19 protein-coding genes are annotated in these 25,827 nt (G+C 69.5%); 13 read left to right on the top strand and 6 right to left on the bottom strand.

Annotation, left to right across the window (positions count from 1 at the left end; all coding sequences use genetic code 11):
- Positions 1 to 7: 7 nt before the first annotated feature.
- The 3 genes from ACIRA5_RS03840 to ACIRA5_RS03830 all read right to left on the bottom strand — a co-directional run bounded on the left by ACIRA5_RS03840 (position 8) and on the right by ACIRA5_RS03830 (position 3,671).
- A complete protein-coding gene (locus tag ACIRA5_RS03840; protein ID WP_403686879.1) occupies positions 8 to 550 on the bottom strand; it encodes a MarR family winged helix-turn-helix transcriptional regulator in 543 nt (180 codons plus the stop codon).
- A 122-nt stretch (positions 551 to 672) separates the two neighbouring features.
- On the bottom strand, positions 673 to 2,292 hold the full coding sequence (locus tag ACIRA5_RS03835) for an MFS transporter (protein WP_403686877.1): 1,620 nt from the start codon (positions 2,290 to 2,292) through the stop codon (positions 673 to 675).
- A 707-nt stretch (positions 2,293 to 2,999) separates the two neighbouring features.
- On the bottom strand, positions 3,000 to 3,671 hold the full coding sequence (locus ACIRA5_RS03830; RefSeq protein ID WP_403686874.1) for a TetR/AcrR family transcriptional regulator: 672 nt from the start codon (positions 3,669 to 3,671) through the stop codon (positions 3,000 to 3,002).
- A 199-nt stretch (positions 3,672 to 3,870) separates the two neighbouring features.
- Between ACIRA5_RS03830 and ACIRA5_RS03825 the strand changes: the two genes are divergently transcribed.
- From ACIRA5_RS03825 to ACIRA5_RS03800, 6 genes are all read left to right on the top strand, one after another.
- Positions 3,871 to 6,345, top strand: coding sequence for a CaiB/BaiF CoA transferase family protein (locus tag ACIRA5_RS03825; protein ID WP_403686871.1), 2,475 nt, complete (start codon positions 3,871 to 3,873; stop codon positions 6,343 to 6,345).
- 38 nt (positions 6,346 to 6,383) lie between these two features.
- Positions 6,384 to 7,526, top strand: coding sequence for an amidohydrolase family protein (locus ACIRA5_RS03820; protein WP_403686869.1), 1,143 nt, complete (start codon positions 6,384 to 6,386; stop codon positions 7,524 to 7,526).
- A 6-nt stretch (positions 7,527 to 7,532) separates the two neighbouring features.
- Positions 7,533 to 7,739 carry a hypothetical protein gene (locus ACIRA5_RS03815; RefSeq protein ID WP_403686866.1) on the top strand — a complete coding sequence of 69 codons (207 nt, stop codon included), beginning with the start codon at positions 7,533 to 7,535 and terminating at the stop codon, positions 7,737 to 7,739.
- Positions 7,740 to 7,892: 153 nt separating this feature from the next.
- The gene (locus tag ACIRA5_RS03810) at positions 7,893 to 9,149 is read left to right on the top strand and encodes a thiolase C-terminal domain-containing protein (protein ID WP_403686864.1); all 1,257 of its coding nucleotides are present in this window, start codon (positions 7,893 to 7,895) and stop codon (positions 9,147 to 9,149) included.
- A complete protein-coding gene (locus ACIRA5_RS03805) occupies positions 9,146 to 9,592 on the top strand; it encodes a Zn-ribbon domain-containing OB-fold protein (protein ID WP_403686863.1) in 447 nt (148 codons plus the stop codon). The genes ACIRA5_RS03810 and ACIRA5_RS03805 overlap by 4 nt, the downstream gene beginning before the upstream one ends.
- A gap of 180 nt (positions 9,593 to 9,772) precedes the next feature.
- The gene (locus tag ACIRA5_RS03800; protein WP_403686860.1) at positions 9,773 to 11,914 is read left to right on the top strand and encodes an acyl-CoA dehydrogenase; all 2,142 of its coding nucleotides are present in this window, start codon (positions 9,773 to 9,775) and stop codon (positions 11,912 to 11,914) included.
- 83 nt (positions 11,915 to 11,997) lie between these two features.
- Here ACIRA5_RS03800 and ACIRA5_RS03795 read toward each other — a convergent pair whose 3' ends face one another.
- Positions 11,998 to 13,323, bottom strand: coding sequence for a TetR/AcrR family transcriptional regulator (locus ACIRA5_RS03795; RefSeq protein ID WP_403686858.1), 1,326 nt, complete (start codon positions 13,321 to 13,323; stop codon positions 11,998 to 12,000).
- Positions 13,324 to 13,788: 465 nt separating this feature from the next.
- On the opposite strand from ACIRA5_RS03795, the gene ACIRA5_RS03790 reads away from it, so the two are divergent.
- The 4 genes from ACIRA5_RS03790 (at position 13,789) to ACIRA5_RS03775 (ending at position 17,725) form a co-directional block, all read left to right on the top strand.
- Positions 13,789 to 14,982 carry a thiolase family protein gene (locus ACIRA5_RS03790; protein ID WP_403686856.1) on the top strand — a complete coding sequence of 398 codons (1,194 nt, stop codon included), beginning with the start codon at positions 13,789 to 13,791 and terminating at the stop codon, positions 14,980 to 14,982.
- 38 nt (positions 14,983 to 15,020) lie between these two features.
- On the top strand, positions 15,021 to 15,830 hold the full coding sequence (locus tag ACIRA5_RS03785) for an enoyl-CoA hydratase/isomerase family protein (RefSeq protein ID WP_403686853.1): 810 nt from the start codon (positions 15,021 to 15,023) through the stop codon (positions 15,828 to 15,830).
- A 152-nt stretch (positions 15,831 to 15,982) separates the two neighbouring features.
- Positions 15,983 to 16,906, top strand: coding sequence for an SDR family NAD(P)-dependent oxidoreductase (locus tag ACIRA5_RS03780; RefSeq protein ID WP_403686850.1), 924 nt, complete (start codon positions 15,983 to 15,985; stop codon positions 16,904 to 16,906).
- 69 nt (positions 16,907 to 16,975) lie between these two features.
- Entirely contained in the window at positions 16,976 to 17,725 is a 750-nt protein-coding gene (locus tag ACIRA5_RS03775) for an enoyl-CoA hydratase-related protein (RefSeq protein ID WP_403686848.1), read from the top strand.
- Between the two features lie 602 nt (positions 17,726 to 18,327).
- On the opposite strand, the gene ACIRA5_RS03770 is transcribed toward ACIRA5_RS03775, so the two are convergent.
- Positions 18,328 to 19,686, bottom strand: coding sequence for a CoA transferase (locus tag ACIRA5_RS03770; protein ID WP_403686846.1), 1,359 nt, complete (start codon positions 19,684 to 19,686; stop codon positions 18,328 to 18,330).
- A 291-nt stretch (positions 19,687 to 19,977) separates the two neighbouring features.
- Here ACIRA5_RS03770 and ACIRA5_RS03765 point away from each other — a divergent pair, with 291 nt between their 5' ends.
- The 3 genes from ACIRA5_RS03765 (at position 19,978) to ACIRA5_RS03755 (ending at position 23,464) form a co-directional block, all read left to right on the top strand.
- On the top strand, positions 19,978 to 20,292 hold the full coding sequence (locus ACIRA5_RS03765; protein ID WP_403686843.1) for a hypothetical protein: 315 nt from the start codon (positions 19,978 to 19,980) through the stop codon (positions 20,290 to 20,292).
- Between the two features lie 743 nt (positions 20,293 to 21,035).
- Positions 21,036 to 21,806 (top strand): SDR family NAD(P)-dependent oxidoreductase, encoded by a 771-nt coding sequence (locus tag ACIRA5_RS03760; RefSeq protein ID WP_403686841.1) that lies wholly within the window; start codon positions 21,036 to 21,038, stop codon positions 21,804 to 21,806.
- Between the two features lie 134 nt (positions 21,807 to 21,940).
- Positions 21,941 to 23,464: a class I adenylate-forming enzyme family protein gene (locus tag ACIRA5_RS03755; RefSeq protein WP_403686838.1), complete on the top strand. Its 1,524-nt coding sequence runs from the start codon at positions 21,941 to 21,943 to the stop codon at positions 23,462 to 23,464.
- Between the two features lie 909 nt (positions 23,465 to 24,373).
- On the opposite strand, the gene ACIRA5_RS03750 is transcribed toward ACIRA5_RS03755, so the two are convergent.
- Positions 24,374 to 25,819 carry an amidohydrolase family protein gene (locus ACIRA5_RS03750; RefSeq protein ID WP_403686836.1) on the bottom strand — a complete coding sequence of 482 codons (1,446 nt, stop codon included), beginning with the start codon at positions 25,817 to 25,819 and terminating at the stop codon, positions 24,374 to 24,376.
- Between the last annotated feature and the right edge of the window lie 8 nt (positions 25,820 to 25,827).

The following is a 25,827-nucleotide window of genomic DNA, read 5'->3' as shown; positions in this document are numbered from 1 at the left end:
AGTCCGTTCAGGACAAGGCGGAGCCTGAGTCGTCCGCTTCGAGGCGGGTACGCAGCTCACGCAGGGTCTCGGCAGCCGAGGCGAGCGCGGCCGGATCGATTCCCTCGGCGATGCGGGCTTGCCAGGCTCGGCCGCGGCGTTCGACCGCGGCATGCACGGACACGCCGCGTTCGGTGAGCACGAGGAGACGGGCTCTCTTGTGATCGGGGTTGTCGACGAACTCGATCAGCCCCGACTCGACCAGGGAGTCGGCGGTCCGCTGCACGGCCTGCCGGGTGTACCCGAGGCTGCGGCCGATCTGCGGAACCGTCGACGACTTCGCGGACTGGGCGACGACGGTGAGCACGAGGCCCTGTGCGCCGGTCAGCCCCTCCTCCGCTCCGAACTCGGCCGTAGCACTGAGGAGCCGGCCACGGGTACGCAGAATCTCATCGACGATCGCCGACAAGGGGTGTTGGTCACGGGTAAGCATGACAACATATTTCCATAGCGACAACATGTTGTCACTAATTCTCGCGCGGAGGGGGATCTGCTTCTCGGCGTCGACCATGGCGCTCACCCACCAATTCCCCTTGTGCGCATGGGCGTTCAGCGCTTCAGGGGCGAAAGCGGCATGCCGAGTACCACTGCGCGACCTTCGCGCAGTGGTACTCGGCGTCGCCCCTCAGATGGTCAGTGCGAGATCTCGCCACCGGTGGTGGGCGTGCGGCCATGCTTCATGTAGATCGCCACGGCCAGTGCGATCACGCAGGCCCCCGCCGAGACCCACAGGCTGACCGCGTACCCGTGCAACGTGTAGAGCTGGGTACTGAGGACCGTCGGGCCGTGCGGTGCGGTCTGCGACAGGGGCATACCGGGGACGTGCAGCTCGGCCGTGAGGACATTCCCGGACAGGATGGCCGCGGTGATCGCGGCGCCGATCGAGACGCCGATGGAGTTGATCACGCCGAACATGCCGGAGCTGATGCCCTGCTGGTCGGCCGGGACCGCATCCACGATCATGTTCGGCAGAGACGCGTAGTAGCATCCGAAACCGATGCCGAAGACCATGCCGACCAGTGCGAACTCGTACCACTGGGCGTTGAACAGCCCGTACAGCAGGCAGGCCAGGCCCATGAGGACGCAGGCCAGGATTGCCGGGATGCGCGCGCCGATCTTGCGGGTGGCCGCCGCGAAGCCGATACCGGCGAGCATGCTCATGCCGCCGGAGAAGATGGCCGCGTGGGTCGCGTAGTCGAACAGGCTCAGCCCGAAGCCGCTGCTCGGCGTGTTGAAGACGACGGTCGCCTTCGACGCCACGTCGGCCGGCAGTCCCTGCTTGATCGCCCCGTCGATGAACTGGGCGCCGAGCTGGGCCTTGGTGGGCGATTGGAGCAGGTAGGCGACGACGTAGCCCTGGGTGCCGATGACGATGGCCAGGAGGCCGCCGCAGAGCAGGGTCAGCGACAACTTCGGGTTGAACAGCAGCTTCATGTCCATGATCGGCTCACGGGCCCGGCGCTCGACGAGGACAAAGGCGACGAGCAGGACGATGCCGAGGATCAGGTATCCGTACGAGGTGAACCGCCCCCAGCCCCAGGCCTGACCCTGGCTCAGGTACAGCAGGGCGGAGCCGACACCGGCGCCGAGCAGAACCGCGCCGGTGATGTCCAGGGACTGGTTGGCGCGGATACGGGTCTCGGGGACGAGGAAGAACAGCGCGGGCGTCAGGACCGCCGTGTAGATGATCAGGAACCAGAAGATCGAGCGCCAGCTGTAGCTGTCCAGCATCCAGCCCCCGAGCAGCGGCGCCGCCAGCGCCGACAGGCCGAAGCCGGTGGCGATCATGCCCACCGCGATCGGCACGTACTTGCGTGGGAACAGGTCGCGGATGAGGCCGTAGGCCACCGCCGGGGCGGCGATGGAGACGGCCTGGAGCCCGCGGCCCACCAGGAACAGGGGCCAGTTCGAGGTGAGCGCGCAGATGAACGAGCCGATGAGGAAGAATACGCCGGTCCCCAGCATGACCAGCCGCTTGCCGACCAGGTCGGACAGCTTGCCGAGGATCGGTGTGACGACACCGCCGACGATGCCGAAGATGATGAGCATCCAGCTGATGCCGGCGCCCGTACTGGGGAACGTCGGGGCTATCTGGCGCACCGCCGCCGCCACCATCGAGTACTGCAGGGCGGCGATCTCGCAGTACAGCACGATCACGGCCATCATCAGATAGAGGCGCCAGGGTGGCGCGTCGTTGAGCCGGGCACTGTCGTCCTTGATGGGCGCGGCTGGTGAAACGTCGGTGGTAGCCATGGCACTCCTTGCGAGTGTGCGGATCCGATCGCCCGGGAGGGGGCGCGGGGGCCCGATGGGCATCGCGAAATTCCCTGAGGCTGCCCGATTCTCCAACCTTGTTGAGCGTTCAACCGATAGGCGCCCGTGGCGTCTCTACAAGTTGACCGATGGGGAATTCAGGCGAGCAGGGCTGTGCCGTAGGTGAGCATCAGATGGGGATTCCCAACGAGCGTCACCGGTTGGGGAGGAAGGTGCTCTGCCGGCGAAGGAATCGACGGCGCACCCGCCGCGTGCTGCTCGGCCCTCACCGTGACGCTGCACCGTCAGGGTGAAGGGCGATTCAGAGGCTGGGCGGCGACGGGCGCCGGCCTGCCCGAACGCAGACCGATCACCTGGGCACCCTCCCCGGAGGAGGTAACCGCCATCCTCGGCAGGGAGATTTCTAACAGCTCGGCAGGGGCAAGGGAAGAGGTCGGTCACATCGCGCTGAATAACGAAATGACAGCGGCATCTATGACTCGATACGAGGAATGTCCGGTGACGGCAGGCCAAGAGCCCCGTCACCCGCGGTCGTGGGGCGAGCGCCGAGGGTCGCGGCGCGGACGGTCGACCAGGCTCGGACCAGGATCTGACTGAACGTCAGTAAGCAGTGGCGCAAGGCTTGGAGGAGCCCGCCTCGGGCGGTCCGGTGAGCCGGGATTCCCGGGTGGAGCCTGCCTACCCGGTCAGTCCCGTACGCCGATCAGCCGCGACACGAAGTCGACGACAGAGGCGAGGGCAACATCGGCGTCGGCCTCCTCGACCCCGTTCCAGCGGCGGGTGATGACGCAACTCACCACGTCCTGGATCATGACGGCGTCGCTCGCCGGGCGGGCATGCCGGAAGGAGCCGTCCGCCACACCGGCCTCAAGTATCCGGACGAGCGGAGTCCGGTGCCGCTCCTGCATCTGCTCGAAGACAGCGGCGTAGCCGGAGGCCCGGGTGACCTCGGCGGACTGCATGACCAGGGCGCGCCTGCGCCGTCGCGGATCGAACGACAGCGAGAGGCAGAACCGGAGCCAGTCCGCCAGGGCCACGAGTGGACCCGTCGCGAGATCCACCACCTCGGCGAGTTCGATCTCCACACGCCGGCCCTCGGCCTCGAACATGGCCAGGAGCAGCTCATCCTTCGACTTGTAGTGCCGGTAGAACGACCGGGTGGACAGCCCTGCCTGGGCGCAGATCTCGCCGACCGGAATCGAGCCGGACTGGCGGTTGGCCAGGACGCGATACGCGGCCCCGATCAGCATCGAGCGCTCGTCCTCGGGCGCGTGATGGAGCGGGCGGCCCAACCGGCGGGGCGTCGCGGGCTTCGACACACTGTCGGAGTCCGTCGTGTTGTGTGGTTGCGGCGGCATGAGATGCCTTCGCCTCCTGCGGGACCGTCGGCGGCGTTCGGACAATGTCGAGCGCGATGCCCTTGGAATCGTACCCGAGCACCGGCCGCCGGTTCATCGGGTGCCGCTACCTGGTGCGACACGATCCCTTGACACCTTTCCAGAGCGGGTTCAGTCTGTCATCAGCATTGCAAATGGCGTTTTCAAAATGAGGTGCAGCGTGAACAAAGGTGTCCACGGCAACGCCGAACCCACGGCCGGTCACGACAGCACCCTGCCGCTGAGCGGGATCACGGCAGTCGATCTCTCCACGACGCTGCCCGGCGCGTTCGCCACGCAGTTCCTCGCCGACGCGGGCGCGGACGTGCTCATGGTGGAGCCGCCGGGCGGATCGCCGCTGCGGAAGCTGGCCGGATGGCCGGCCCTGGCACGAGGCAAGCGCAGCGTCGTACTGGACCTCGACGACGCCACCGACCGGGAGACGCTGGACGGGTTGCTGGCCGGCAGCGACGTGCTGGTCACGACCATGGCACCGGCGAACAGCGAGCGGCTGGGACTGACCGCAGAGCGCCTCGCCGAGGTCAATCCCCGGCTGGTGAGCACAGCGATCACGGGATGGGGTTCGACAGGTCCGTGGCGGGACCTGAAGGGCTACGAGGGCCTCGTGATGGCGAAGGTGGGCTATTACCACGCCAAGCGACTGACCACCCGTCGCCCCGGGCCGGGGTTCGTCGCCGTGCCGTACGCGTCATGGAGTGCCGCGCACACCGCGCTGCACGGGATCCTCGCGGCGCTGCTGGACCGTGAGCAGAGCGGCCAGGGGCAGCACGTCGAGGCCGACCTCGTGCGCGGTGTCGCCACCCTGGACACATGGATGTGGTTCACGGAGATGGTGTCCCAGCGCTGGCCGGACGCGTTCGTGCAGGTGGACACTTTCGACGAGGACGGCCGCCCGCTGGGGCAACTGGTCTTCCCGCTGCTGGTCGGGCTGACCAAGGACGGGCGCTGGCTGCAGTTCGCGCAGACGCACCCCCGGCTGTTCGCGGCGTTCCTGACCGAACTGGGCCTCGCGCAGGTGATGGCCGAGCCGCGATTCCGGGACTTCCCCGAGATCGCCCCCGAGCTCCTGGAGGAGTTCTGGGAACTGATGCTCACGCGGGTGTCCGAGCGAACCCTCGCCGAATGGGAGGAGGTCTTCGCGACCAACCCCAACATCAGCGCCGAGCCGTACCGCGGCGGGAGCGAGCCGCTGGACCATCCGCAGGTCGTCCACGACGGGCGCGTGGTGACTGTCGAGGACCCGGAGCTCGGGCGCGTACGGCAGGTGTCGACCCTGCTCCACACCGACGCCGGCCCACTGACACCTCCTCGCCCCGCGCCCCGTGCCGACGAACACGGGGTCCAGGCCCGCGCCCTGGCCCGGTCCACACAGCGGTCCCCGGCGCCCGCGGAGCAAGCACCCGGCGGGCTGCCGCTGGCGGGTGTCACGGTGCTCGAACTCAGCCTGATGTTCGCGGCGCCGTACGGCGCCACGCTGCTGGGCGACCTGGGTGCGCGGGTGATCAAGGTCGAGAGCCTTGAGGGCGACAACATCCGCCGGCTCAACCCGTTCCCGGAGGCGACCGGGTGCAAGGTGACGCAGGGCAAGGAGAGCGTGGCCGCCGACATCACCACGGAGGACGGCCTACGGATCGTCCACGAGCTCGCCCGGCGCAGTGACGTGGTCCTGCAGAGCTTCCGGAGCGGGGTCGCCGAGCGGCTCGGCGTGGACGAGGCCGCGCTGAAGGCCGTCAACCCGGACCTCGTCTATCTCAATGCCCCGGGGTACGGAACGGACGGGCCGTACGGCTCCAGGCCGGCATACGCCCCGTCGATCGCCGCTGCCGGGGGCGTGGTGAAGACGGACGTCCAGGCCGCGGCCGACGGAGTGCGGCCGCTGGACGAGGTCAAGAAGGCGGGGGTCCAGCTGCTGACGGCCGGGACGACCGCCAGCCTCCAGGCCGACGGGGTGTCCGCGCAGGCCGTCGCGTCGGGGATGCTCCTCGGGCTGCTGGCCAGGCGCCGAGGAGTTCGGCTCGACGGCCTGACGGCGACGATGATCGGGTCGACGACGCACATCCTCACCGACTGGAACACCGACTACGCCGGCCGGCCGGACTCACCCTCCGTCGACGCCGAGGGCCACGGCTTCGGCGCCCTGTACCGGCTCTACCGCGCGGCGGACGGGTGGATCTTCCTCGCCGCGCCTGCCGCGCACGAGTGGGCGGAACTGACCGCGGCCCTCAAGCCCCATGTCGATCTCGACGCCGACCATCGCTTCGCGTCGGCGCAGGGGCGGGCCGACCACGACGACGCCCTCGCCGAGGTGCTCGCGGCGGTGTTCGCGACACGGGCGAAGGACGCGTGGGAGGCCGAGATGACCGCGGCCGGAGTCGGCTGCGTCGCGGCCGCCGAGCACGCGCCGGAGCTGACCCTGATGAGCGACGAGTGGTTCGCCGCGGGCTACAGCACAACCGCGGTGAGTCCCGTCTTCGACGAGCATCGCCGACTCGCCCCGGCCACCCGCTTCTCGCGGTCGGCCACGAAGGCCGACGGCGGATGCCTGTGCGGTGAGCACACCGACGCCGTTCTGCACGAGATCGGTTACGACGAGGCGCGGATCGCCGATCTGCGCCAACGCCGGGTCATCGGCTGACGGATGCCCGGTCCGCAAGTAAATGGAGAGCGTTCCACATGAGCGACACGAGCAAGAAGATCTGGGCCAACTCGGGCGACTCGCACTTCCTGGAGCCCGAGGACCTGTGGCGGAAGAACCTGCCCGCGCGGCTGGCCGAACTCGTCCCGCGGTCGGAGAAGGACCCCGACGGCCTGTGGGAGACCGTCCACATCGACGGCATGTCCTTCCGCCGCAAGCTGCCGACCGGTAAGTCGAAGGAGTTCTTCGAGGCGTCGAACCGGGCGCCGGGCGCGGCGGACATCTCCAAGCGTCTGCCCGACCTGGACCAGGAGGGCATCTGGGCCGAGCTGGTCTTCCCGTCCCTGGGAATGTGGAGCAGTTCGTTCCGTACGCCTGAGGTGCTGCGCGAGGCACTCCGGGTGTCCAACGACTGGGCGTACGAGACGATCGACAAGGTCTCACCCCGTCTGATCAGCACCGCGCAGGTCTCGACACTGGACATCAACGACGCCGTCACGGAGTTGGAGCGCTGCGCGGAGATGGGCTACCGGGCGGTGTTCATGCCGGTCACCCCGCACCCGCTCCAGAAGGACTACAACCAGGACGACTGGGAGCCCTTCTGGACCGCGGTGGAGCGCGCCAACATGGTGCTGGCCTTCCACATCGGCACCGATCCGGTGGATCTTTCCACCGGCGGGTCGATGGGCGCGGTCTACCGGGGGCCTGGCGGGGCGGTGCTCAACTACACCGAGACCACCTTCGGCGGACAGCGCGCGGTCATGAAGATGGTCGCCTCGGGTGCGCTGGACCGGCACGCCGACCTCAAGGTCCTCGTCTCCGAGGGCGGCGCGACCTGGGTTCCCTTCGTGGCCGACCGGATGGAGGAAGGTTACCGACAGCACGCGATGGCGGTACGGCCCAAGCTGAAGCGATCCCCGAAGGAGATCATCTACTCGCAGGTGTACGCGTCGTTCCAGCACGACGAGTCCGCGGTCGCCGCGATGACCGGGATGGGCTACAACAACGTGATGTGGGGCAGCGACTACCCCCACATGGAAGGCACCTACGGGCACACGCAGGAGACACTGCACGGTCTCTTCGACGACGTCGACCCGAAGGTCAGGGAACGCATCACCGTCGGCACGTTCACCGAACTGTTCCCCGGCGTCCCCGCGATGCCCGCGTCGGCCTCGGTGTGATCCGCGATGAGTGACGACAACATCATGTACGACTCTCCCAGCGAGTTCCTGCACGAAGTCGCTGAGAAAAAGGGCGAGTGCGTGGCGCAGTCGGTGATCCCCCTGGAGGACGGCACGTACCTCTGTGCCTGCTCCTGCGAGCGATGGGAGGTCATCGCCCCCGACCGCTGGAAGGGCCTCGACCTCGCGCGACAGCACACCCGCTCGGTCTGACCGCCCCTCACGCGACGCATCACTGATCCACCGAGTTCGGGATCCGTCCGCGGGGTGGTGCCCCAAGGGCTGGGGGCACCACCCCGCGGACGCCACCGGACGAAGGCTCGTCGGCCACCACCGGACCACGGGCCGCCTGACAAGGAGACGAAATTGACGGAACAGGGGCAGCGACCCGTGCCGACCGGCCGGCCACCGAGGTTCCAGGTGGTCGAGCGGGGCACGCGCGACGTGGCCATCGTCGGTGTGGGCGCCACGCCCTACTACAGGCGGGGCGCGTCCTGGCCGCGAACGATCACCGAAATGGCCGGGGCAGCGATCCTCGCGGCCTGCGAGGACGCCGGGCTCTCGGTCAAGGACATCGACGGATTCGCCTACTACTCGGCGGCGAACGCCGGGTACGGGGAGACGATGGACACCGCGGTCTTCATGGAGACCCTCGGCATTCCCGAAGTGACGTTCTCCGCGGCGCTGACCTCGGGCGGCGGCGGTTCGGCAGGCTCGATCGGGCTCGCCCGGGCCGCGATCGTCGCGGGGGACGCGAAAGTCGTGGTGACCGTGATGGCACTTCAGCAGGCGCCGAAACGGCGATTGGGAGAGGTGTACGCGTCCGTCCCACCGGACCCGTTGGTCTCCTTCATCCAGCCGTCCGGCCTGTCCGGTCCAGGACACCTGATGTCGGTGCTCACCCGCCGGCACATGTACGACTACGGGACGCGTCGGGAGGCGTTCGCCGCGATCGCCCTGTCCCAGCGCGAGAACGCGAGCAACCGGACCACCGCGATCAAACGTGATCCGTTGACGCTCGACGACTACTTCAACGCGCGGATGATCGCCGATCCGCTGTGTCTCTACGACTTCTGCCTGGAGACCGACGGCGCCGTCGCGGTGATCACCACCAGCGCCGACCGTGCGAAGGACCTCAGGCAGAAACCGGTCCCCGTAGTCGCCGCGGCGCACGGCGGCAGCCGCGAATGGGGCCGCGCCTTCGCCTGGATGGGAATGCCACCCGAGACGTTCACCTCCTCCGGACACGCGCCGATCGCCAAGCACCTGTACGAGCGGGCCGGGGTGACCCCGGCCGACATCGACGTCGCCTTGCTGTACGACCACTTCACACCGATGGTGCTCATGCAGTTGGAGGACTACGGCTTCTGCGCCAAGGGCGAGGGCGGTCCCTTCGTGGAGAGCGGCGCGATCCGCTACAAGGGCGGCTCGATTCCGGTCAACACCCACGGCGGGCAACTGTCCGAGGCGTACATCGTGGGGATGACCCACATAAAGGAGGGGGTGGAGCAGATGCGCGGAACCGCGGTGAACCAGGTGGCCGACGCCGAGCTGGCCCTGGTCACCGGTGGCCCGGCGCACCTGCCCGTGAGCGGCCTGATCCTCGGGAAGGCGGGAGCATGACCGGCATCGCACAGGCCCTGCCCGGCGAGCGGGTCCACATCACCACCAGTCCCAGCACCGAACCGTTCTGGACCGCGGCACAGGAGGACCGGCTCGTCGCCCCGAGGTGCGGCGGTTGCGGTACCTTCCGGCTCCCGCCCACGCCGTTCTGTCCCGAGTGTCAGTCCACGGACGTCGACTGGGTTCAACTCGCGGGCCGGGCCACGGTGTTCAGCTTCTCCGTGGTCCATGGTTTCCCCGGACTGCCCGACATCACGATCGTCCCCGCCGTCCTCGACCTGCCCGACGCCCCGGGGGCCCGGCTGGTCAGCAACATCGTCGGCGTCGACCCGGACGACGTGCGCATCGGCATGGAGGTCACCGTCGTGTTCTCCGAGATCACCGATGGCTGGAAGCTCCCGCTCTTCGAGCCGGTGCCTTACGAGGACAGACCTGTGCGGTGACCCGCGCGTCGGACGCCTCGCCACCCGGAGCGTCTCGTCGCGCGCCACGCACCGCCGTCCACCTCGCTCCCGTCTGCGGTGACGGGAGGCGCCCATCCAAGGGCCGCGCGATCGCAGCGCACGGCCCACCACCGTCGGCCCCTGACACCGAGGCCGGCCTCATCGACTAGGGAGACCCAGGTGCCGTTCGTCGTGAACGAGGACCACCACGCGCTTGCCGAGGTCGTTCGGCAGTTCCTCACGGACCAGGACTCCGCCCGGTTGACGAGGCAGATCATCGACAGCGAGGACAGGGCGACGCAACGGCCCTTCTGGAAGTCGGTCCGTGAGATGGGATGGCTGGGTCTGCATCTGCCCGAGGATGTGGGTGGTGAGGGTTTCGGTCTCGCCGAATCCACGGTCATCGCCTACGAGATGGCGAAGGCCATCGCACCCGGCCCGTTTCTTCCCGCGGTCATCGCGTCGGCCACCCTCGACAGGACGGGCGAGGCCGAGCAACGCGCGGTGTGGCTGCCGCAGTTGGCCACCGGCGAGCTCACAGCGGCTACCGCCTGGATCGGGTCCCTGCGGATGGACGGGTCGGCTTTGACCGGTGTCGCCCCGGCCGTACTCGGGGCCGCGGACGCGGATCTGCTCCTGCTGCCCGTGGGTGACGATCTGGCCGTAGTACGCGCTACGGCACCCGGAGTCCGGGTGGAGGTGCCCGGTCAGGTCGACCCGACCCGAGCGACCGGAGTGGTGCACTGCCAGGAGGCGGCCGTGTCCGCCGTGCTGCCCGGAGCCCGTCCCCTGGCCGAGCGCATCGCGCGGATCCTGGCGGCGGCCGAAGGCGCCGGCGTCGCCGCGGGCTGCGTCGAGCAGGCGGGCGCGTACGCGATGGTGCGCGAGCAGTTCGGCCGGACGATCGCCACCTTCCAAGCGATCAAGCACCACTGCGCGGACATGCTGGTGGAGGCCGAACTAGCCGCCGCGGCCGCCTGGGGCGCGGCGCGTCTCGCGCAGGACGACCAGCACGCCGACCACTCCGCGGTCGTCGCCGTGGTCCAGGCCCTTCCGGCCGCCGTGCGGTGCGCCGAGACGAACATCCAGGTGCACGGCGGGATCGGCTTCACCTGGGAACACGACGCGCACCTCTACTACAAGCGCGCGCTGGCGTTGTCCACATTGTTCGAGGCCGACACCACGGCGGCCGGTCGGCTGTCGGAACTGACCCGCGCGGGCCGACGGCAGCCGGTGAAGGTCGCGATGGACCAAGCCGAGGCGGACCAGTACCGCGCGGAGATATGGAAGCTGCGTGAGCGTCTGGGCCGGCTCAGCGAAGAGGAACGGCGGGTGCACCTCGTCGACGAGGGCTACCTCTTCCCGCACTATCCGCGGCCGTACGGCCGGGGCGCCGGACCTGTCGAACAGCTCGTCATCGAGGAGGAACTGGGCGACATCCCACGCCCGGACCTCGGCATCGGCGAGTGGATCGTCCCAACCATCATCCAGTGCGGAACGCCCGGGCAGCTCGACCGCTGGGTACGGCCGACGCTGCTGGGCGAGATCCGTTTCTGCCAGCTCTTCAGCGAGCCCGGGGCGGGGTCGGACGCGTCGGCCATCAGCACCAAGGCCCGACGTGTCGAAGGCGGCTGGAGGGTGACCGGCCAGAAGGTGTGGACGACCGACGCGGCCTACTGCAACCGCGGCCTGGCCACCGTTCGCACCGACCCGAGCGCGCCCAAGCGCGCCGGGGTCTCCGCCATGGTGCTGGACCTGAAGGCCGACGGTGTCGTCGTCCGGCCACTGCGTGACATCACCGGCGAGGCGCTGTTCAACGAGGTTTTCCTCGACGACGTGTTCGTACCGGACGAAGACGTCCTGGGAGAGGTCGGAGCCGGCTGGAAGGTGGTCCGCGCGACGATCGGCAACGAGCGGGTCAGTATCGGAGCGGACACGGGCGGCACCACGTTCAGCGCGCACGATCTGGCCCGGTTGGAGGGGACGGCCCGCGCCGACGTGTTCACGATCGGACGGCTGGTGGCCGAACACGACGCCATGGCCCTGCTGGGACTCCAGCACGTGGAGCGGACGATCGCGGGAGAGACGATCGGCGCGGAGGGCAACATCACCAAGTTGTTGTCCGCCGAACACGCACAACGCGTGATGCGCTCGGCCGCCGAGGCACTGGGGACCGCGTTCGCGGCCGGCTCGCGCCGGGACGTGTACGCGGAGTTGCTCTACGCGCGCGGGCTCACCATCGGAGGCGGTACCTCCGAGATGAGCCGCAACCAGATCGCCGAACAGTTGCTGGGCTTTCCCCGCGACCCGTTGACCTCGTAGCGGAGCACTTGGCACGGAGGCGACGCCCCCCTGTGGGAACGGGCCCCGCTAAAGGGGCGGTCCGGGTTGCCCGGACCGTGGACTCAGCGTGCGGCGAACAGTCCACGCGCGAGCAAGGTGACCACGAAGTCGAGTGCCTCGGCTTCTTCTCGTGTTCTGTGCAGGACCGTCGTCGGAGAGCTGTCGAGCCCCCGTCCCGCGATCGCGAACATGATGACCGCCGCGACCCTCGGAGCGAACGGATAGTCCCGATGGACCTCGGCCAGCACCATCTCGAAGGCCCAGGTCACCCGGACGCTGATGGCCAGGCCGACCGTGTGGATGGACTCCTCGGAGTCGAGGCGCTCGAAACCCACCCTCAGCGCACCCGCGTACCGACGGTGCCAGGGCAGAAAGCTCCCGAGCATGGCGGTCAGCCTGTCCCGCAGGTCGGCGCCGGGGAAAGGCTCCTCCCCCCAGCCCTCCCGGGCCACCGGCACTTCCCGGTAGGCACGCTCCAGTACCGCGGTGAGCAGGTCGGGCTTGTCCTTGAAGTACTTGTAGAACGTGCCGCGCGCGGTTCCGGCCCTGGTGACGACCTCATCAATGGTGCCCAGGTGGTAGCTGCGCTCGGCGAACACCTCACACGCCGCGTCGAGGAGACGCTCGGCCGTGGCCCGTGCGCGGGGTCCCAGCGCGGCGAAACGATCACTCTGGACCGATCGGTCGACCGTCGCGGGCTCTGTGGGGGACAGCGTGGGCAGTGGATCGGTGACGATGCTGTTCAGGATGTCCGACGACGTGCCGGGGAACAGCAGCAACTGCAAGGCCACGGCGAGCGCGTCGACGACCTGTTCCTCGGTCAGCGGATCCAGCATGCCGTTGACCCGGTGGAACTGCACTCTGTTCACCACGATCGTGACCATCGCGGCGGTGCCCGCAGGGTCGATGCCGCTGACGCCGCACTCGACCAACCGGCCGGCGATCCGGGCACTGTAGGCGTCGACGAAGCCGCCGACAGACTCCGACAGCGCGCTGGCCTGCCCGACCTGCGTCCACTGTGTGAACACGGTGGCATACCGGCCGTACACCCAGGACCACTCACCGAGCCACCAGTGCAGGTTGTCGAAACCCTGCTCCGTCTGCCCGAGCACGCCGAGCCGACGTACCAGGCGGGTCAGTACCGTCGCGCATTCCTCCATGAGCTCACGGAAGATCGCTTCCTTGCCGTCGAAATACTGGTACAGGGTCGCGCGCGCGATACCGACACGATCGGCGATGTCGTCCGAAAGAGTGTCGTAGTACCCCTTCTCCGCGAAGAGGCGCAGCGTCTCGTCGAGGATCTGTTGCCGCGTACGGGCTCCGCGTTCGCGGACGGCGGGGCTGTTCCTGCCGTAACTCGCTCGCCGCACGATCTCTTCAGGTGGCACGGAACCCTCGCTTGTCCGGGCATGCACTGCGTACGAGCACGGACGGCGGCCCCGGTTCAGCCCGAGGCCGGAGGCAGCCTCTCCTCGCACATCGAGAAACGTGTCGCCGATCGAAACGGAGCCCGCCCCGGCGAGCGTGCACAGCGGTCCAACGTGTTGTCGGCGTCAGCATACCCACCGCTCACCCAGGTCAGCGCCCGCGTCGAACGCCCGTACCTGGCCGTCCACCCCGGAGTTCGACAAGAGCCTCTCCCTCTGGCCGTGCCGCTGATGCGGCCCACCGCCCACCCTCGCACTTAGGTGGCACATGTGTCAGATAGAACCTCGCACAGCCTACGATTGATGTGCGATATGCAGCATACTTTTGGTGGCATGAGTGTCAGAGTATGCTGCGCCCAGGTCGTGATTCACCCGTCGGCCGGCTCCGCCGGCCCGTAGCACCGAACCCTCTTCGAGGAGGCGACCATGACCGAAGCCGTTGTTGTCTCGGCCTGCCGGACAGCCATCGGAACCTCAGGCAAGGGAACGCTGGTGAACACCAGCGCGTGGGAGTTGGGCCACACGATCGTCGAAGCCTCGCTGAAACGCAGCGGGCTCTCCGGCGACGACATCGACGACATCATCCTCGGGGAGGGCATGTACGGCGGCGGTGTCGTCGCCCGCCACGCCGCCCTCACCAACGGACTGACCGCCGTTCCCGGCATGGCGCTCAACCGGCACTGCGCCACCAGCCTGTCCACCGTGTCGATGGGCGCGGCGCTGATCCGCGCCGACGCGGAACGGGCCATCATCGCGGGCGGTGTCGAATCCCGTTCCACCGCCCCGCTCAGCAAGTACCGCGACCCGGTCATGGGCGACTGGGCGGAGCCTTGGATGCCTCCGACCCACCCCGACCGCGCGGACGCGCCCAACGCCGACATGAGCATCACGGTCGGCTGGAACCTGGCGAAGATCGCGGGCATCACCCGCGAGGAGATGGACGCCTGGGCGCTGCACTCGCATCAGAAGGCGGTCCGCGCCATCGAGGAGGGCCGCTTCCTCGACGAGATCGTCCCGGTCCAGGCCTTGGCCGCCGACGGCAGCCGCGTCACCTTCCAGGTCGACGAACACCCGCGCGCCAATACGTCGATGGAGCGGCTGGCCGCTCTCAAGCCGGTGCATCCTGAGATCCCCGGGTTCAGCATCACGGCGGGCAACGCCTCCGGGATCAACGACGCGGCCGCCGCGCTGACGCTGACCTCGGACTCCCTGGCCGCCGAGCGGGGCCTGACCCCGCTCGCCGTCGTACGGTCGTGGGCCGCTGTCGCGGTCGACCCCTACGAGACCGGACTCGCGTCGGCCCGAGCGATCCCCAAGGCCCTGCGGCGCGCCGGGCTGGAGGTCGGCGACGTGACGCTGTTCGAGATCAACGAGGCCTTCGCCTCCGTGCCCATCGCCTGTGTCCGCGAGCTCGACATCGACCCCGACATCGTCAACCCCAACGGCAGCGGATGCAGTCTCGGGCATCCCGTGTCGGCCTCGGGTGCGCGCATGCTCACCACCCTGGTGCACGAGACGCGCCGCCGGGGCGGCGGCATCGCCGTCGCCTCGATGTGCGCGGGCGGCGGAATGGGGGCCGCGGTCGTTCTTGAGGTGGCCGCTCCTTCCGCCGGCGTCTGAATGCCCTCCGCTCCCCCAGTTCCAGGAGAGACCTGAACATGGCCACACACGTCCCGGCCGAAGAGCTGATCACCCATCGGCTTTCCGAGGGCGGCATCCTGCGCATCGTGCTGAACAACCCGCGCGCCGCCAACGCGATCAGCCCCGACGACCGGAACCGCGTCATCGAGCTATTCCAGCAGGCCGACACCGACCCCGAGGTGCGCGTCGTCGTCCTCAGCAGCACCGGGAAGCACTTCTGCGCCGGTGCGAACGTGGCCGGCCTCGGCAAGGGCGGGCAGAGCCGGACCGGCGACACGATGCGCCGCATCATGGGCGGGGCCCAGCAGCTCATCGCCGCCGTGCTCGACTGCGGCAAACCCGTCATCGCCGCGGTGCAGGGCCCCGCGGCCGGGCTGGGAGCGCATCTCGCGTTCGCGTGCGATCTGGTCGTCGCCGCCGAAGAGGCCACGTTCATCGAGGCGTTCGTCCTGCGCGGCATCGTCGTCGACGCGGGCGGCGCCTATCTGCTGCCGCGCAGGATCGGCCTGCAGAAGGCCAAGGAACTCGCCTTCCTCGGCGACCGGCTGCCCGCCGAGGAGGCGCTCCGGCTGGGGCTGGTGAACCGTGTCGTGCCCGCCGACCAACTGGCGGCGGCCACCGACGAACTCGCCGGACGGCTCGCGGCGGCGCCCACCAGCGCCATCACCCTGACCAAGAAGCTCTTCAACAGGTCCCTCGACGCCGACCGCGACGAGTCGTTCCTCCTGGAGGGCATGGCCCAGGAGTTGCAGTCCCACGCCCACGACTCGGCGGAGGGCATCGCCGCCTTCAAGGAGCGGCGCGACCCCCAGTTCAAGGGCTGGTGACAGCCGTCGCTCTCTGGCCGGAGCAGCGCGACGCGCGCTGAGCACGCCAACGGCCCGCCACGAGTTCGCGACCGTCCGGTCCTCGTCGGCACCCACGTACTTGCAGGTCCTCCCCTCCCCTGTCACACCCATCTCATCCGAGGAGCACGCTCATGTCCCGCCTGCTGGAAGGAAAGGTGGCCATCGTCACCGGTGCCGGCCACGGCATCGGCCGCGGCCACGCCCTGGAACTGGCCAAGCACGGTGCCACCGTCATCGTGAACGACCTCGGCACCTCGGTCAGCGGTGAGGGCAGCGGGCGCGACGCCGAGCGGGTCGTCGAGGTCATCAAGAAGCGCGGCGGCCACGCCGTCCCCAACTTCGCGGACGTCGGCGCCGAGGCGTCGGCGACCAACCTCGTCGAACAGGCCTACGAGGAGTTCGGAAAGCTCGACATCCTCGTGAACAACGCCGGCATCGTCCGCGACCGCGCGGTCTGGAACATGTCGGCCGACGACTTCGACCTGGTGATGCGGGTACACGTCCGGGGCACTTGGCTCACCTGCCGCGCCGCGGCGCAGCGCTGGCGCGCACTGGCCAAGGCCGGCGACGGCAGCGTCTACGGCCGCATCATCAACACCACCTCGGGAGCCGGCCTGCTCGGCAACTTCGGCCAGTCGAACTACGCGACGGCGAAGGCCGCCATCGTAGGGCTGTCCCTGACGCTCAACATCGAACTGGGCGGCATCGGAGTCACCACCAACGTGATCGGTCCGGGTGGTACGACCCGGATCTCGGCGAACCTGCCCGGCCATGCGGCGCCTCTCGAACCGGACGAGCGCCCCGAGGACGAGTTCGACCCCAAGGATCCGTCGCTGTGTTCGCCGGTCGTCGCCTGGCTGGCGAGCCCCGAGGCCGGACACGTCAGCGGACAGGTGATCCGCGCCATGGGCGAACACATCCACCTGATGGAGGGATGGACCGAGGCGCGGACCGTGAACAACGGAGGCAAGCGCTGGGACGCCACGAAGCTGGGCACCCTGATGGCCACCGACGTCTTCGGTACGCGCGCGGCCGGTCTCCGTCTCCCGAGCTGACACCGTCCGCCCGAGCGCTTCAACCCCCTGGGCCCTCCGTCCCCGGGGTGCATACAAGGAGTGACACCCATGAGTCTGAAGTTCGATGAGCAGGATGGTGTCCTGCTCATCACCCTGAACCGGCCCGAGGCCGCCAACACCCTCAACACAGAGGTGATCTCGGGCCTGGGACAGGCCCTTACGGACGCCGAGCACAATGACGCCATCCGTGTGATCGTCCTGACCGGGGCCGGAGACCGCGTGTTCTGCGCGGGCATGGACCTCAAGGAGTTCTCCTCCGACGGCGCGCCGGATGTGGAGGGTCCGGGCCTGGAGGTTTTCCAGCAGCGGCTGTATCCCAAGCCGATGATCGCGGCGCTGAACGGGACAGCCGTCGCGGGAGGTTTCGAGTTGGCGCTCGCCTGCGATCTGATCGTCGCCGCCGAACACGCGAAGGTCGGCCTCCCCGAGGTCAAGCGCGGGCTCTTCGCCGCCGGCGGCGGGACTCGCCTCCCTCAGCGGATCCCCCTCTCCCTCGCTCTCGAACTGGGCCTGCTCGGCGACCCGGTCTCCGCTCGGCGCGCCCTTGAAGTGGGTCTGGTCAACCGTGTGGTCGAAGGGTCGCAGGTCCTGGAGGAAGCGCTGCTCCTGGCGCGGAAGATCGCGCAGAACGGCCCCCTCGGCGTAGCGGCCACCAAGCGGCTCATGTATGAGGCGGTCCCCGACACCGACTGGGCCGACATCGATCGGACAGCCCGCACCGTGTTCGCGAGCGAGGATGCCCGGGAAGGGGCTCGGGCGTTCGTCGAGAAGCGCCCGGCCGTGTGGACCGGACGCTGAGACCCGCCCCCTCCACGTCGCCGCATCTCTCCCGGGCGGACCGTACGTCCGGTGAGGTGCCCGGCCCCGCCGGTGGCGTCGCCGCTTCCAGGCATGCGATGTCACCGGCGGCCGTTCGCCACATGCCCGGGGCCATCAAGGCGGACTTCATCGGGCGTCCAAACGGGGGCCGGATCGCGAACGCACGGCGAGCCCCGCGACGAACGGCTCAACGGGGCGGCGCCTGGCTGAGGCCACGCGCAATGCCCCGCCGGGCCCGATCTCGACCAGTGCTCACAGCGGCAACTCGTTGGCGCTTCGGACAGGCTCCAGGGCTGCCGGAGCCGACGACGCAGCCTCTACTCGCCTCGTCGATGACCGCCGGAGCAAGCGGCTCCCTGAACATCCCCGCACGGGAGACGGTGCGTCATGGGACCCTCCTCGCGGTGAGCCCGCCGTCACGATCCCCTGGTGCGCATCGCCGTGGCAGGCGAACGACCTGCTCGGAATGACGAGCTACCGCACGCGGAGCGCGAAGCGGCCGCCGAACCCCCCGTGACCACGGCCGACTTGTCCTGGCACACCGCCGCAATCGGGGAGCGCTCCGGACCGGCCTCAACGGGTCAGCGCCTCGGGAACCCTATGCCGCGCAGCACACTGCGGGTGTGCTCCCCCATGGCCGGCGCCTCGCCCACAGGGGTGCGATGTCGCGGAGGCGCGACCGTCACCGTGCCCCGCCCTGTCTCGACCTCCCAGCCCGAGCCCGAGCGGCGTGCCACCGTCGATGGTGGCAACGCGGTGTCCTCTGGGAAAACAGGCCCCAGGGCTCCCGCCACCACGTCCGACATCGCCAGGTCGTACAGAACGCCCCGCTCGTTCTCGGGAGCGGTGAGGGCGAGCACCGCGGCGGTGAGCCCGGTGAGTGGATCTGCCAGGGCGTCACCGCAGAACAGCGGTGACCCGTCCGCCTCGTACGCCACCAGTCCGGCACCGGCCGCGACGTCGTCGCCGAATCCGACCTGATCGCTCTCCCGCCCCGCGGCGGTGATGGAGATCCACGTGGTCCCGGCGTCCACGGCCTCGCGCGCATCGAGCCCAAAACGTGCCAGAGCTCTCGGCCTTGACGCCTCGACCACGATGTCGGCGGCGGTGACGAGAGCGGCGAGCGCGGCCCGACCACCGGCCTCTTCCGGATCGAGACACACGGACTGCTGGCCCGCGTGCAGGAGTCGGTAGAAGTCGCTGTCGCCGCGACGGGCGCCGTCGGGACGGCCGGGGATCTCGACCTTGACCACCCGTGCTCCGGCCGATGCCAGCAGATGTGTACAGAGCGGGCCCGCCCACAAAGCGCTGAAGTCGACGACGAGCGTGTCCGTCATGGAGCGCGGACGCGGAAATACGGCCAGGGACGGAATCGCCGTCGCCGACGGGCGGCGGACGACGGGCCGGGCCGCGAGACCGAACAGTTCGGCACGTTCGGCGAGCTCCTGCCCGCTGTGGGCGCCCACCCATTCCGAAACCGGCCCCCAGATGTCGCCCGTCAGTTCTCTGCCGATCATCGCGCCGAGCAGCGGAGGATCGTCGTCGCGAGCGCAGGTGACGGCGGCCCAACCGTCGGCGGTGGGCAGCAGCCGCCCCGCACCGCCGACGGTGGTGCGCCCATCGCGCTGTCGGTGGGTGAAGGCCGCTCGTTCAGCGAGGAGTGCCGGGCCGTCGACGCGGACGCGGGAAGCGGAGTCGGCAGTCAGTTCGGCGATCCGCTCGGAGAGTGCCCGGGCCCGAACGGCGGCCCGCCCCGGTGGCACAAGAGGGGGACCGTCCGCATGTCCGGTGAGCGCGACCACGCCACTGCGGGCCCACTCGACCATGGCGTCGTTTTCGCCGTCACCCGCGTCACGACGGCCGGTCTCCGCCGTCGCGATGTCGTCGCCGGCCGGCGCCTGCGGGTCGTCGGATTCTGCCTGTCGGCCTGGAGCTGCCACCTGTCGGACGATACGCGCACGACCGCCGGCGAGGGCGGGGAGGCCACCGCACCACACGTCCGGCGTGGGCCGTCCTCCGCCCCTTCAGCCACCGCCCTAACCGGTCCGCCCGACCCCGCTCGCCAACGTCGCGCATCCACCGACCGACGCTCCACCTCGTCGGTCTGGCCGCGAGCCCTTGAAATGACACTCTCGTCAGATATCCTGAGGAAAACGCTCCACGACCGGGCGAGCAGACGGCAGCACAGCCGATCGCCCCACTTCGTACCGGACACCCCTGAGAGGTTGCACGTGAACGCTGAGATCAAGCCGGGGACCAGGTTGCGCTCCGCCGTCTGCGGGACCGAGATCGCGATCATCCGAGCCCGGCAGACGACCATCGACCTGCGGTGCGGCGGCGTACCGGTCCTCCCCCTCAGTGAGATGCCGACCGAGAGGGGGACCGCGCAGGCGCCGTTCGACACCGGAACCCAGGTCGGCAAGCGGTACGCCGACTCCTCGGGCGACCTGGAGGTACTGTGCACCAAGGGCGGCGAAGGGTCGCTGGCCGTGGGAGACACTCCCCTCGAGCTCAAGGCGGCCAAGGCGCTTCCGTCGTCGGACTGACGGCCGGTCCGCGCCGTCCTTTCCTGGCGCCGCGAGGACGTCCACCTGGACCTCGCGCGGACGGCGGCTCCAGCGGCCATGCCGAACGGGAAGACGGCAACACCCGTAGCCGCCGTATCGATCACACGCGCTCAGGACGGGCGCGTGTTCTCCGAGTCCCGGGGTGACACGCCTGTCAGTCTTGCGCTCTCGGAGTTCACTCGGCGAGCCTTCGGGGACTACGGAACGGATCTCCCCAGCGGAGGCCGACCGCACGGTCGCCTCAAGTGTGAGCGACAACGCCGCACCGACAGCACGAGCCGCCCCGCACCCGGCCGCTCTCGCCCACACACGTGGTCAAATTGGCACACAGACCCTGCGACATGGTGACGTGACCGTCAGAGGAAGTCGCCGAAACAGGCGGGCGAGCCCACCGGGAGCGACCCCCGCAAGCCCTCGAAGACATCCCGCACCACCGTGGGATTCGCGCGCCATCCGGTCGTATCTGACAGCGGCATTCACAGAAAAGCGATGACGATCAAGGCGCCGGAGACCGCCGACCCGGTAACTGCCCAGACACGCCCAGACGCGCACAACTTGCCTGATCATTGGGTCATTTGGCAGGCCCTCCCGTGCTCGGGCAGGACGAACGCCCAGGGGACCTTCCCCACTCCGCCATACACAACGGTTGTATTTTTCTGACGCATGTGTCATTCATGGATAAGCAGGGCAGTGCCGCCCTGCCGCAGAGAGGAACGCACGGAATGGATATCAGCAACGCGTCAGCTCTCGTCACCGGCGGTGCCGGAGGCCTGGGCGAGGCCACCGTCCGCCGCCTGGCGGGACAGGGCTGCGCCGTCGTCATCGCGGACCTCCAGGACGACAAGGGCAAGGCCCTGGCGGCGGAACTGGGTGACAGGACCGTCTACGTACGGACCGATGTCCTCGACAGCGCCAGCGTGGACGAGGCGATAGCCGCCGCCCGGGAGCTGGCGCCACTCAAGGTCGCGGTCAACGCGCACGGCGGTACGGCGGGTGCCTCCCGCCTTGTCGGCCGTGACGGCGAGCCGGCCCCGTTCGAGCAGTTCCAGTGGTACGTGAATCTCTTCCTCAACGGCACGTTCAACGTTCTGCGCCTCGGCGCGGCGGCGATGGGAAAGAACGAACCCGACGAGAACGGCTCCCGCGGTGTCGTCGTGAACACCGCGAGCATCGCGGCGTTCGAGGGACAGATCGGCCAGACCGCCTACTCGGCGGCCAAGGCCGGGGTCGTCGGGCTGACCCTGCCGGCCGCCCGTGACCTGACCAAGTTGGGGGTCCGCGTCATGGCCGTCGCCCCGGGCACCTTCTTCACCCCCGCCTTCAAGATGGACCGCAAGGACGCCGACGAGCGCTGGGGAGCCGCCGTACCCTTCCCGAACCGGATGGGTGATCCGGCCGAGTACGCCGCCCTGGTCGAGCACATCGTGGCGAACGACTACCTCAACGGCGAAGTGATCCGCCTCGACGGTGCGCTGCGCTTCCAACCGAAGTAGCACGAAGACGCTGCGCGGACCGGCGCCACGAGCCGACGGCGCCGCCCCGTATCCTGCCGCCCGACCACTCGGGGGGCGCTCCGCCCACATCGGCGGGATATCCATCCTCCATCTGCGCTCATAGGGGACAGCACATGGGAACACCCCTGATTCTCGATATGGCGGCCTCCAGCCACCCGGACCGTGCCGCGTTCACCGTGGACGGAACCACGCTGGACTACGCACAGTTCGCTGAACTGGTGGCCCTGGTCGGAGCCGAACTGCAGCGGTCCGGGGCACGGCACGTGGTCTTCCTCGGTGGCTCGGGAGTCGAGCTCCCGGCTGTCCTCTTCGGGGCGGCCTATGCCGGACTTCCCTTCACCCCCCTCAACTACCGGCTCGGCGACCTCCAGCTCACCCGGCTGCTCAACCGCATCGACGACGCCATCGTGATCGTGGACGCCGCCTATGTCGACGCCGTGCGCGAGGTGTCCCATCCGGTGCGCACCTGCGACGCGTTCATGCGCCAGGCACGGGCCGCCGCGGACAAGCCGCTGCCCCCGGTCGACATCGATGAAGAGTCACCCGCCGTCATTCTTTTCACCAGCGGGACCACCTCGGAGCCCAAGGGTGTGGTGCTCCGGCACAGCCACCTGATGAGCTATGTGATGGAGACCTGCGAGTTCGGGTCCGCAGCCCCCTCGGACGCGGCCCTGATCAGTGTGCCTCCGTACCACGTCGCCGGGGTGGGCACGATCCTGACGAACACCTACGCGGGTCGCCGGATGGTGTACCTCCCTCAGTTCACTCCCGAACGCTGGGTCGCCCTCGCCCGGGAGGAACACGTCACCTCGGCGATGGTCGTGCCGACGATGCTCGAACGCATCATCCGGTCGACGGGCGGCGTGCCCTTGGACCTGCCCGCGCTCAGGACACTGTCCTACGGCGGGGCCAGGCTTCCGCGGCCCACCTTGGAGCAGGCCCTCAGGACATTCCCGGACGTCGGCTTCGTCAACGCCTACGGGCTGACCGAGACCAGTTCGACCATCGCCCTGCTCGGTCCGGACGACCACCGCGACGCCTTCCACAGCGACGATCCGCAGGTCCAGGCGAGACTCGCTTCCATCGGCCGCCCCGTACCGGGTGTCGAGGTCGAGATCCGCGGCTTCGACGGTCTCCCGGTCCGGACGGCTGAGCAGGGTGAACTGTGGGTCCGAGGCCCGCAGGTCTCCGGCGAATACATGGGCGCCCATTCGACGCTGGACAAGGAGGGGTGGTTTCCCACCCGAGACGTCGCTTATCAGGACGCCGCAGGCTACCTGTACATCATCGGCCGCAATGACGACACCATCATCCGCGGCGGCGAGAACATCGCGCCGGCGGAGATCGAGGACGTGCTGATCGAGCATCCCCTGGTGCAGTCCGCCGTCGTCGTCGGGGTACCGGACGAGCAGTGGGGGGAGGCCACGGCGGCGGCCGTCGTCCTCGAACCGGACAATGAACTGGATGTCGAGGAACTCCGCCAGTACGTCCGCGCGCGCCTGCGCGGCTCACGCACTCCCGACCGTGTCGTGTACCTCGACGAGTTGCCGGTGACGCCATCCGGCAAGATTCTCCGCAAGGACATCGTGGCTCACATCAAGCAGACGTCGGCGACTGCGTCCGGGCAGCCCGGCTGACCGCCGCACGGGCCGCCGGCTCCTGGTCCCGCCCGGCGGTCACCCGCTGTGGCCTTGCACCGGTCCGCATAGGCTTTGGGGTCCTGCCGCCGCGCACCAACGACCCTGCACCGATCCGCGCCGCCTCACCGGTCAGTACCGGGTGGCGTCCGCCAGGTGGTGCAGCCGATCAAGTCGCCGGAATCCGCAGGCCGGCGGCAGTGGCACCCTGCAACCGGGCGCTCAACTCGCCCCAGCAGGACGCTTCGTGGACCACCGCCTCGGTGAAGATCGCCTGGAGCCTCATACCGGAACGCGTACCGCTTGATCCGCAACACCACGACGCGGGACGCGACCCGCGCATCCCTACCGGCGGAGTCTCGACGCCTCAGGAGCTACGCACGGTGCCCCGGCGAACATGCCCCGCATACGGCTGCGGCGTCCGTACGCCGTTGTCCCGGCAGAACGGCTGAGCGCGTGTCCGCCGAATCCCGTGTCGCCGCGATCCCGCAGGCGACCGTGCGGACCCCCTCATCCACATCTGTGCGGCAGCCGACCACGGAGCGGCCCCGCCGATCGTGTGCGTGGTGGCACGTTCCGAGACCGCGGCGGCCAACGGTCTCAACGCGCTGTCGCGTTCGGGCGGGGCGAGGACGGCCGAACGCCGTCATCGGGGCGATCATGATCGAGCTGACGTCCACGGCCCACGGAAGGCGACTCCCCTCCGAGGGGCATTCCAGGTGTCGTCCCTCGCCCCGCCGGCGCAGACACGCGCGCCTCACCCGGCGTGCGCCGCTCCGTCGCCCGGTACTCCGGCCGGCCGCTCTCGTCGCACTCCCTTCTGCCCGACGACACCTTGCACTCCTCGGCGGACCCGGAGACCCGGCGTCCACAGGTCGTCCCTGCGGAGCACAGGGCGGTTGCCGGCCTTCACCCTGCCTGTCCGCCATGCACGACACGGCCGTCGCAGAGCGTCATCCGCACGGCCCGGGCGTCCGGTGCGGCGATCGCGGCCCGGAGCCCGGTGCGCAGTAGGCACAGGTCCGCCGGTGCTCCCGGCTCGACCCGCGGCGCGCTCAGCATGTCGGCCAACGCCCGCCGTACCCCCACGCGTTCCTCCGCTCCGAGCACTCTGCCCGAGCCTGTGGACCTGTCTCGGGCCGCGCGCAGCACCGCCCAGGGGTCGGCCGTTCCGTACGGCGCGTCGCTGGCCGCCGCGACGGGAACGCCCGCCCGCACCAGCGAGGCGTACGGGTACAGCCAGGGCAGGTCGTCGGGGTCGACCTCGCGAAGATAACGGTCGCCCCGCTCCGCGACGAACGCCGGCTGCGTGATCACCCGCAGCCCCAACTCCCGCAGGGAGACGCGCAGTTCAGGCGGCACTACGGCGGCGTGCTCGATGGTGTCCCCAGGCACAGTGCCCACTTCCCGCAGCACCGCCAGCGTGAGGATCAGGGCCTCTCTGGTCACGCAGTGCACGGCCACGGGCCTGCCGGAGTCCTCCCGGGCCGCGCGTATCCGTTCCAGGAAGTCCCCCCACTCCCACAGGTCGTGGTCGGGCAGGAGAAGCTTGCGGGCCCCCACCGTGATCCGGCAGCCGGGCGGAACGGCAGCCGTGGGCACGCCCAGAAGCGTGATCCGCTGCGGCACTCGCCCTTCGGCACCGGCCCGCGTCAGCAGCCGTACGGCGCCCTCGTCGAGGTCGGGTGTCGCGTCCCGTACGGAGGTGATGCCGTACGCCGCCAACTGCCGCCCGACCGCGCCCAGATCGGGCTCAGCCGTGAGTCCCAGCCGCTGCCGCAGCCAGATGTCCTCGCGCCACAGTCGGCCGGTGAACCGCCCGTCGTGGTCGCACTCCGCCCCGGCGGGCAGTGCCACGTCGGGGCCGTCCAGGCCGAGGCGGCGAACCGCCGTACCGCTGAGCATCCACAGCGCGCCGCTCGCGTGCTGGAGCCGCACGGGAACGTCCGGCGCGAGCGCGTCCAGCGCGTCCCGGTCCAGCTCTCCCGCGACCGACTCGTGGTAGCCGACACCCCTCACCCAGCTTCCGGAGGTGGTCCGTGCCATCCCGCGCAGTGCATGGGAGAGCGCGCGAGGTGAGTTCACCTCGGGCGGCCCGCAGTTCACCGAAGCACGAGCGGCGGCCATGGCCAGCAGGTGCAGGTGCCGGTCGGCGAGGCCGGGCAGCAGTGCGCCGCCGTGCCCGTCCACCTCCTGGTCGCCACGGCGCGCCCGTAGTGTCCCGACAGCCGTGACGGCGGCGATCCGACCCCCCGCCGAAGTGCCCGGCGTGAGACCGTCGGCGCCCGCCGGTCCCGGGTCCGCCCCGGTTTGCGAGACGGCCACATCGGCCCGCTCGCCACCCGGGAGCTCCACGTCACGGA

The sequence above is a fragment of the Streptomyces sp. NPDC096311 genome (assembly GCF_044763085.1).
In the GTDB taxonomy this organism is placed as follows: domain Bacteria; phylum Actinomycetota; class Actinomycetes; order Streptomycetales; family Streptomycetaceae; genus Streptomyces.
The sequence above is the reverse complement of the archived record's forward strand: the minus strand, read 5'-3'. Positions and strand labels throughout refer to the sequence as shown.

Bases quoted from the DNA above. Each gene is read 5' to 3' on its own strand.
- ACIRA5_RS03840 (WP_403686879.1), bottom strand. From the start codon at position 550: ATGGTCGACGCCGAGAAGCAGATCCCCCTCCGCGCGAGAATTAGTGAC.
- ACIRA5_RS03835 (WP_403686877.1), bottom strand. From the start codon at position 2,292: ATGGCTACCACCGACGTTTCACCAGCCGCGCCCATCAAGGACGACAGT.
- ACIRA5_RS03830 (WP_403686874.1), bottom strand. From the start codon at position 3,671: ATGCCGCCGCAACCACACAACACGACGGACTCCGACAGTGTGTCGAAG.
- ACIRA5_RS03820 (WP_403686869.1), top strand. From the start codon at position 6,384: ATGAGCGACACGAGCAAGAAGATCTGGGCCAACTCGGGCGACTCGCAC.
- ACIRA5_RS03815 (WP_403686866.1), top strand. From the start codon at position 7,533: ATGAGTGACGACAACATCATGTACGACTCTCCCAGCGAGTTCCTGCAC.
- ACIRA5_RS03805 (WP_403686863.1), top strand. From the start codon at position 9,146: ATGACCGGCATCGCACAGGCCCTGCCCGGCGAGCGGGTCCACATCACC.
- ACIRA5_RS03790 (WP_403686856.1), top strand. From the start codon at position 13,789: ATGACCGAAGCCGTTGTTGTCTCGGCCTGCCGGACAGCCATCGGAACC.
- ACIRA5_RS03785 (WP_403686853.1), top strand. From the start codon at position 15,021: ATGGCCACACACGTCCCGGCCGAAGAGCTGATCACCCATCGGCTTTCC.
- ACIRA5_RS03780 (WP_403686850.1), top strand. From the start codon at position 15,983: ATGTCCCGCCTGCTGGAAGGAAAGGTGGCCATCGTCACCGGTGCCGGC.
- ACIRA5_RS03775 (WP_403686848.1), top strand. From the start codon at position 16,976: ATGAGTCTGAAGTTCGATGAGCAGGATGGTGTCCTGCTCATCACCCTG.
- ACIRA5_RS03760 (WP_403686841.1), top strand. From the start codon at position 21,036: ATGGATATCAGCAACGCGTCAGCTCTCGTCACCGGCGGTGCCGGAGGC.
- ACIRA5_RS03755 (WP_403686838.1), top strand. From the start codon at position 21,941: ATGGGAACACCCCTGATTCTCGATATGGCGGCCTCCAGCCACCCGGAC.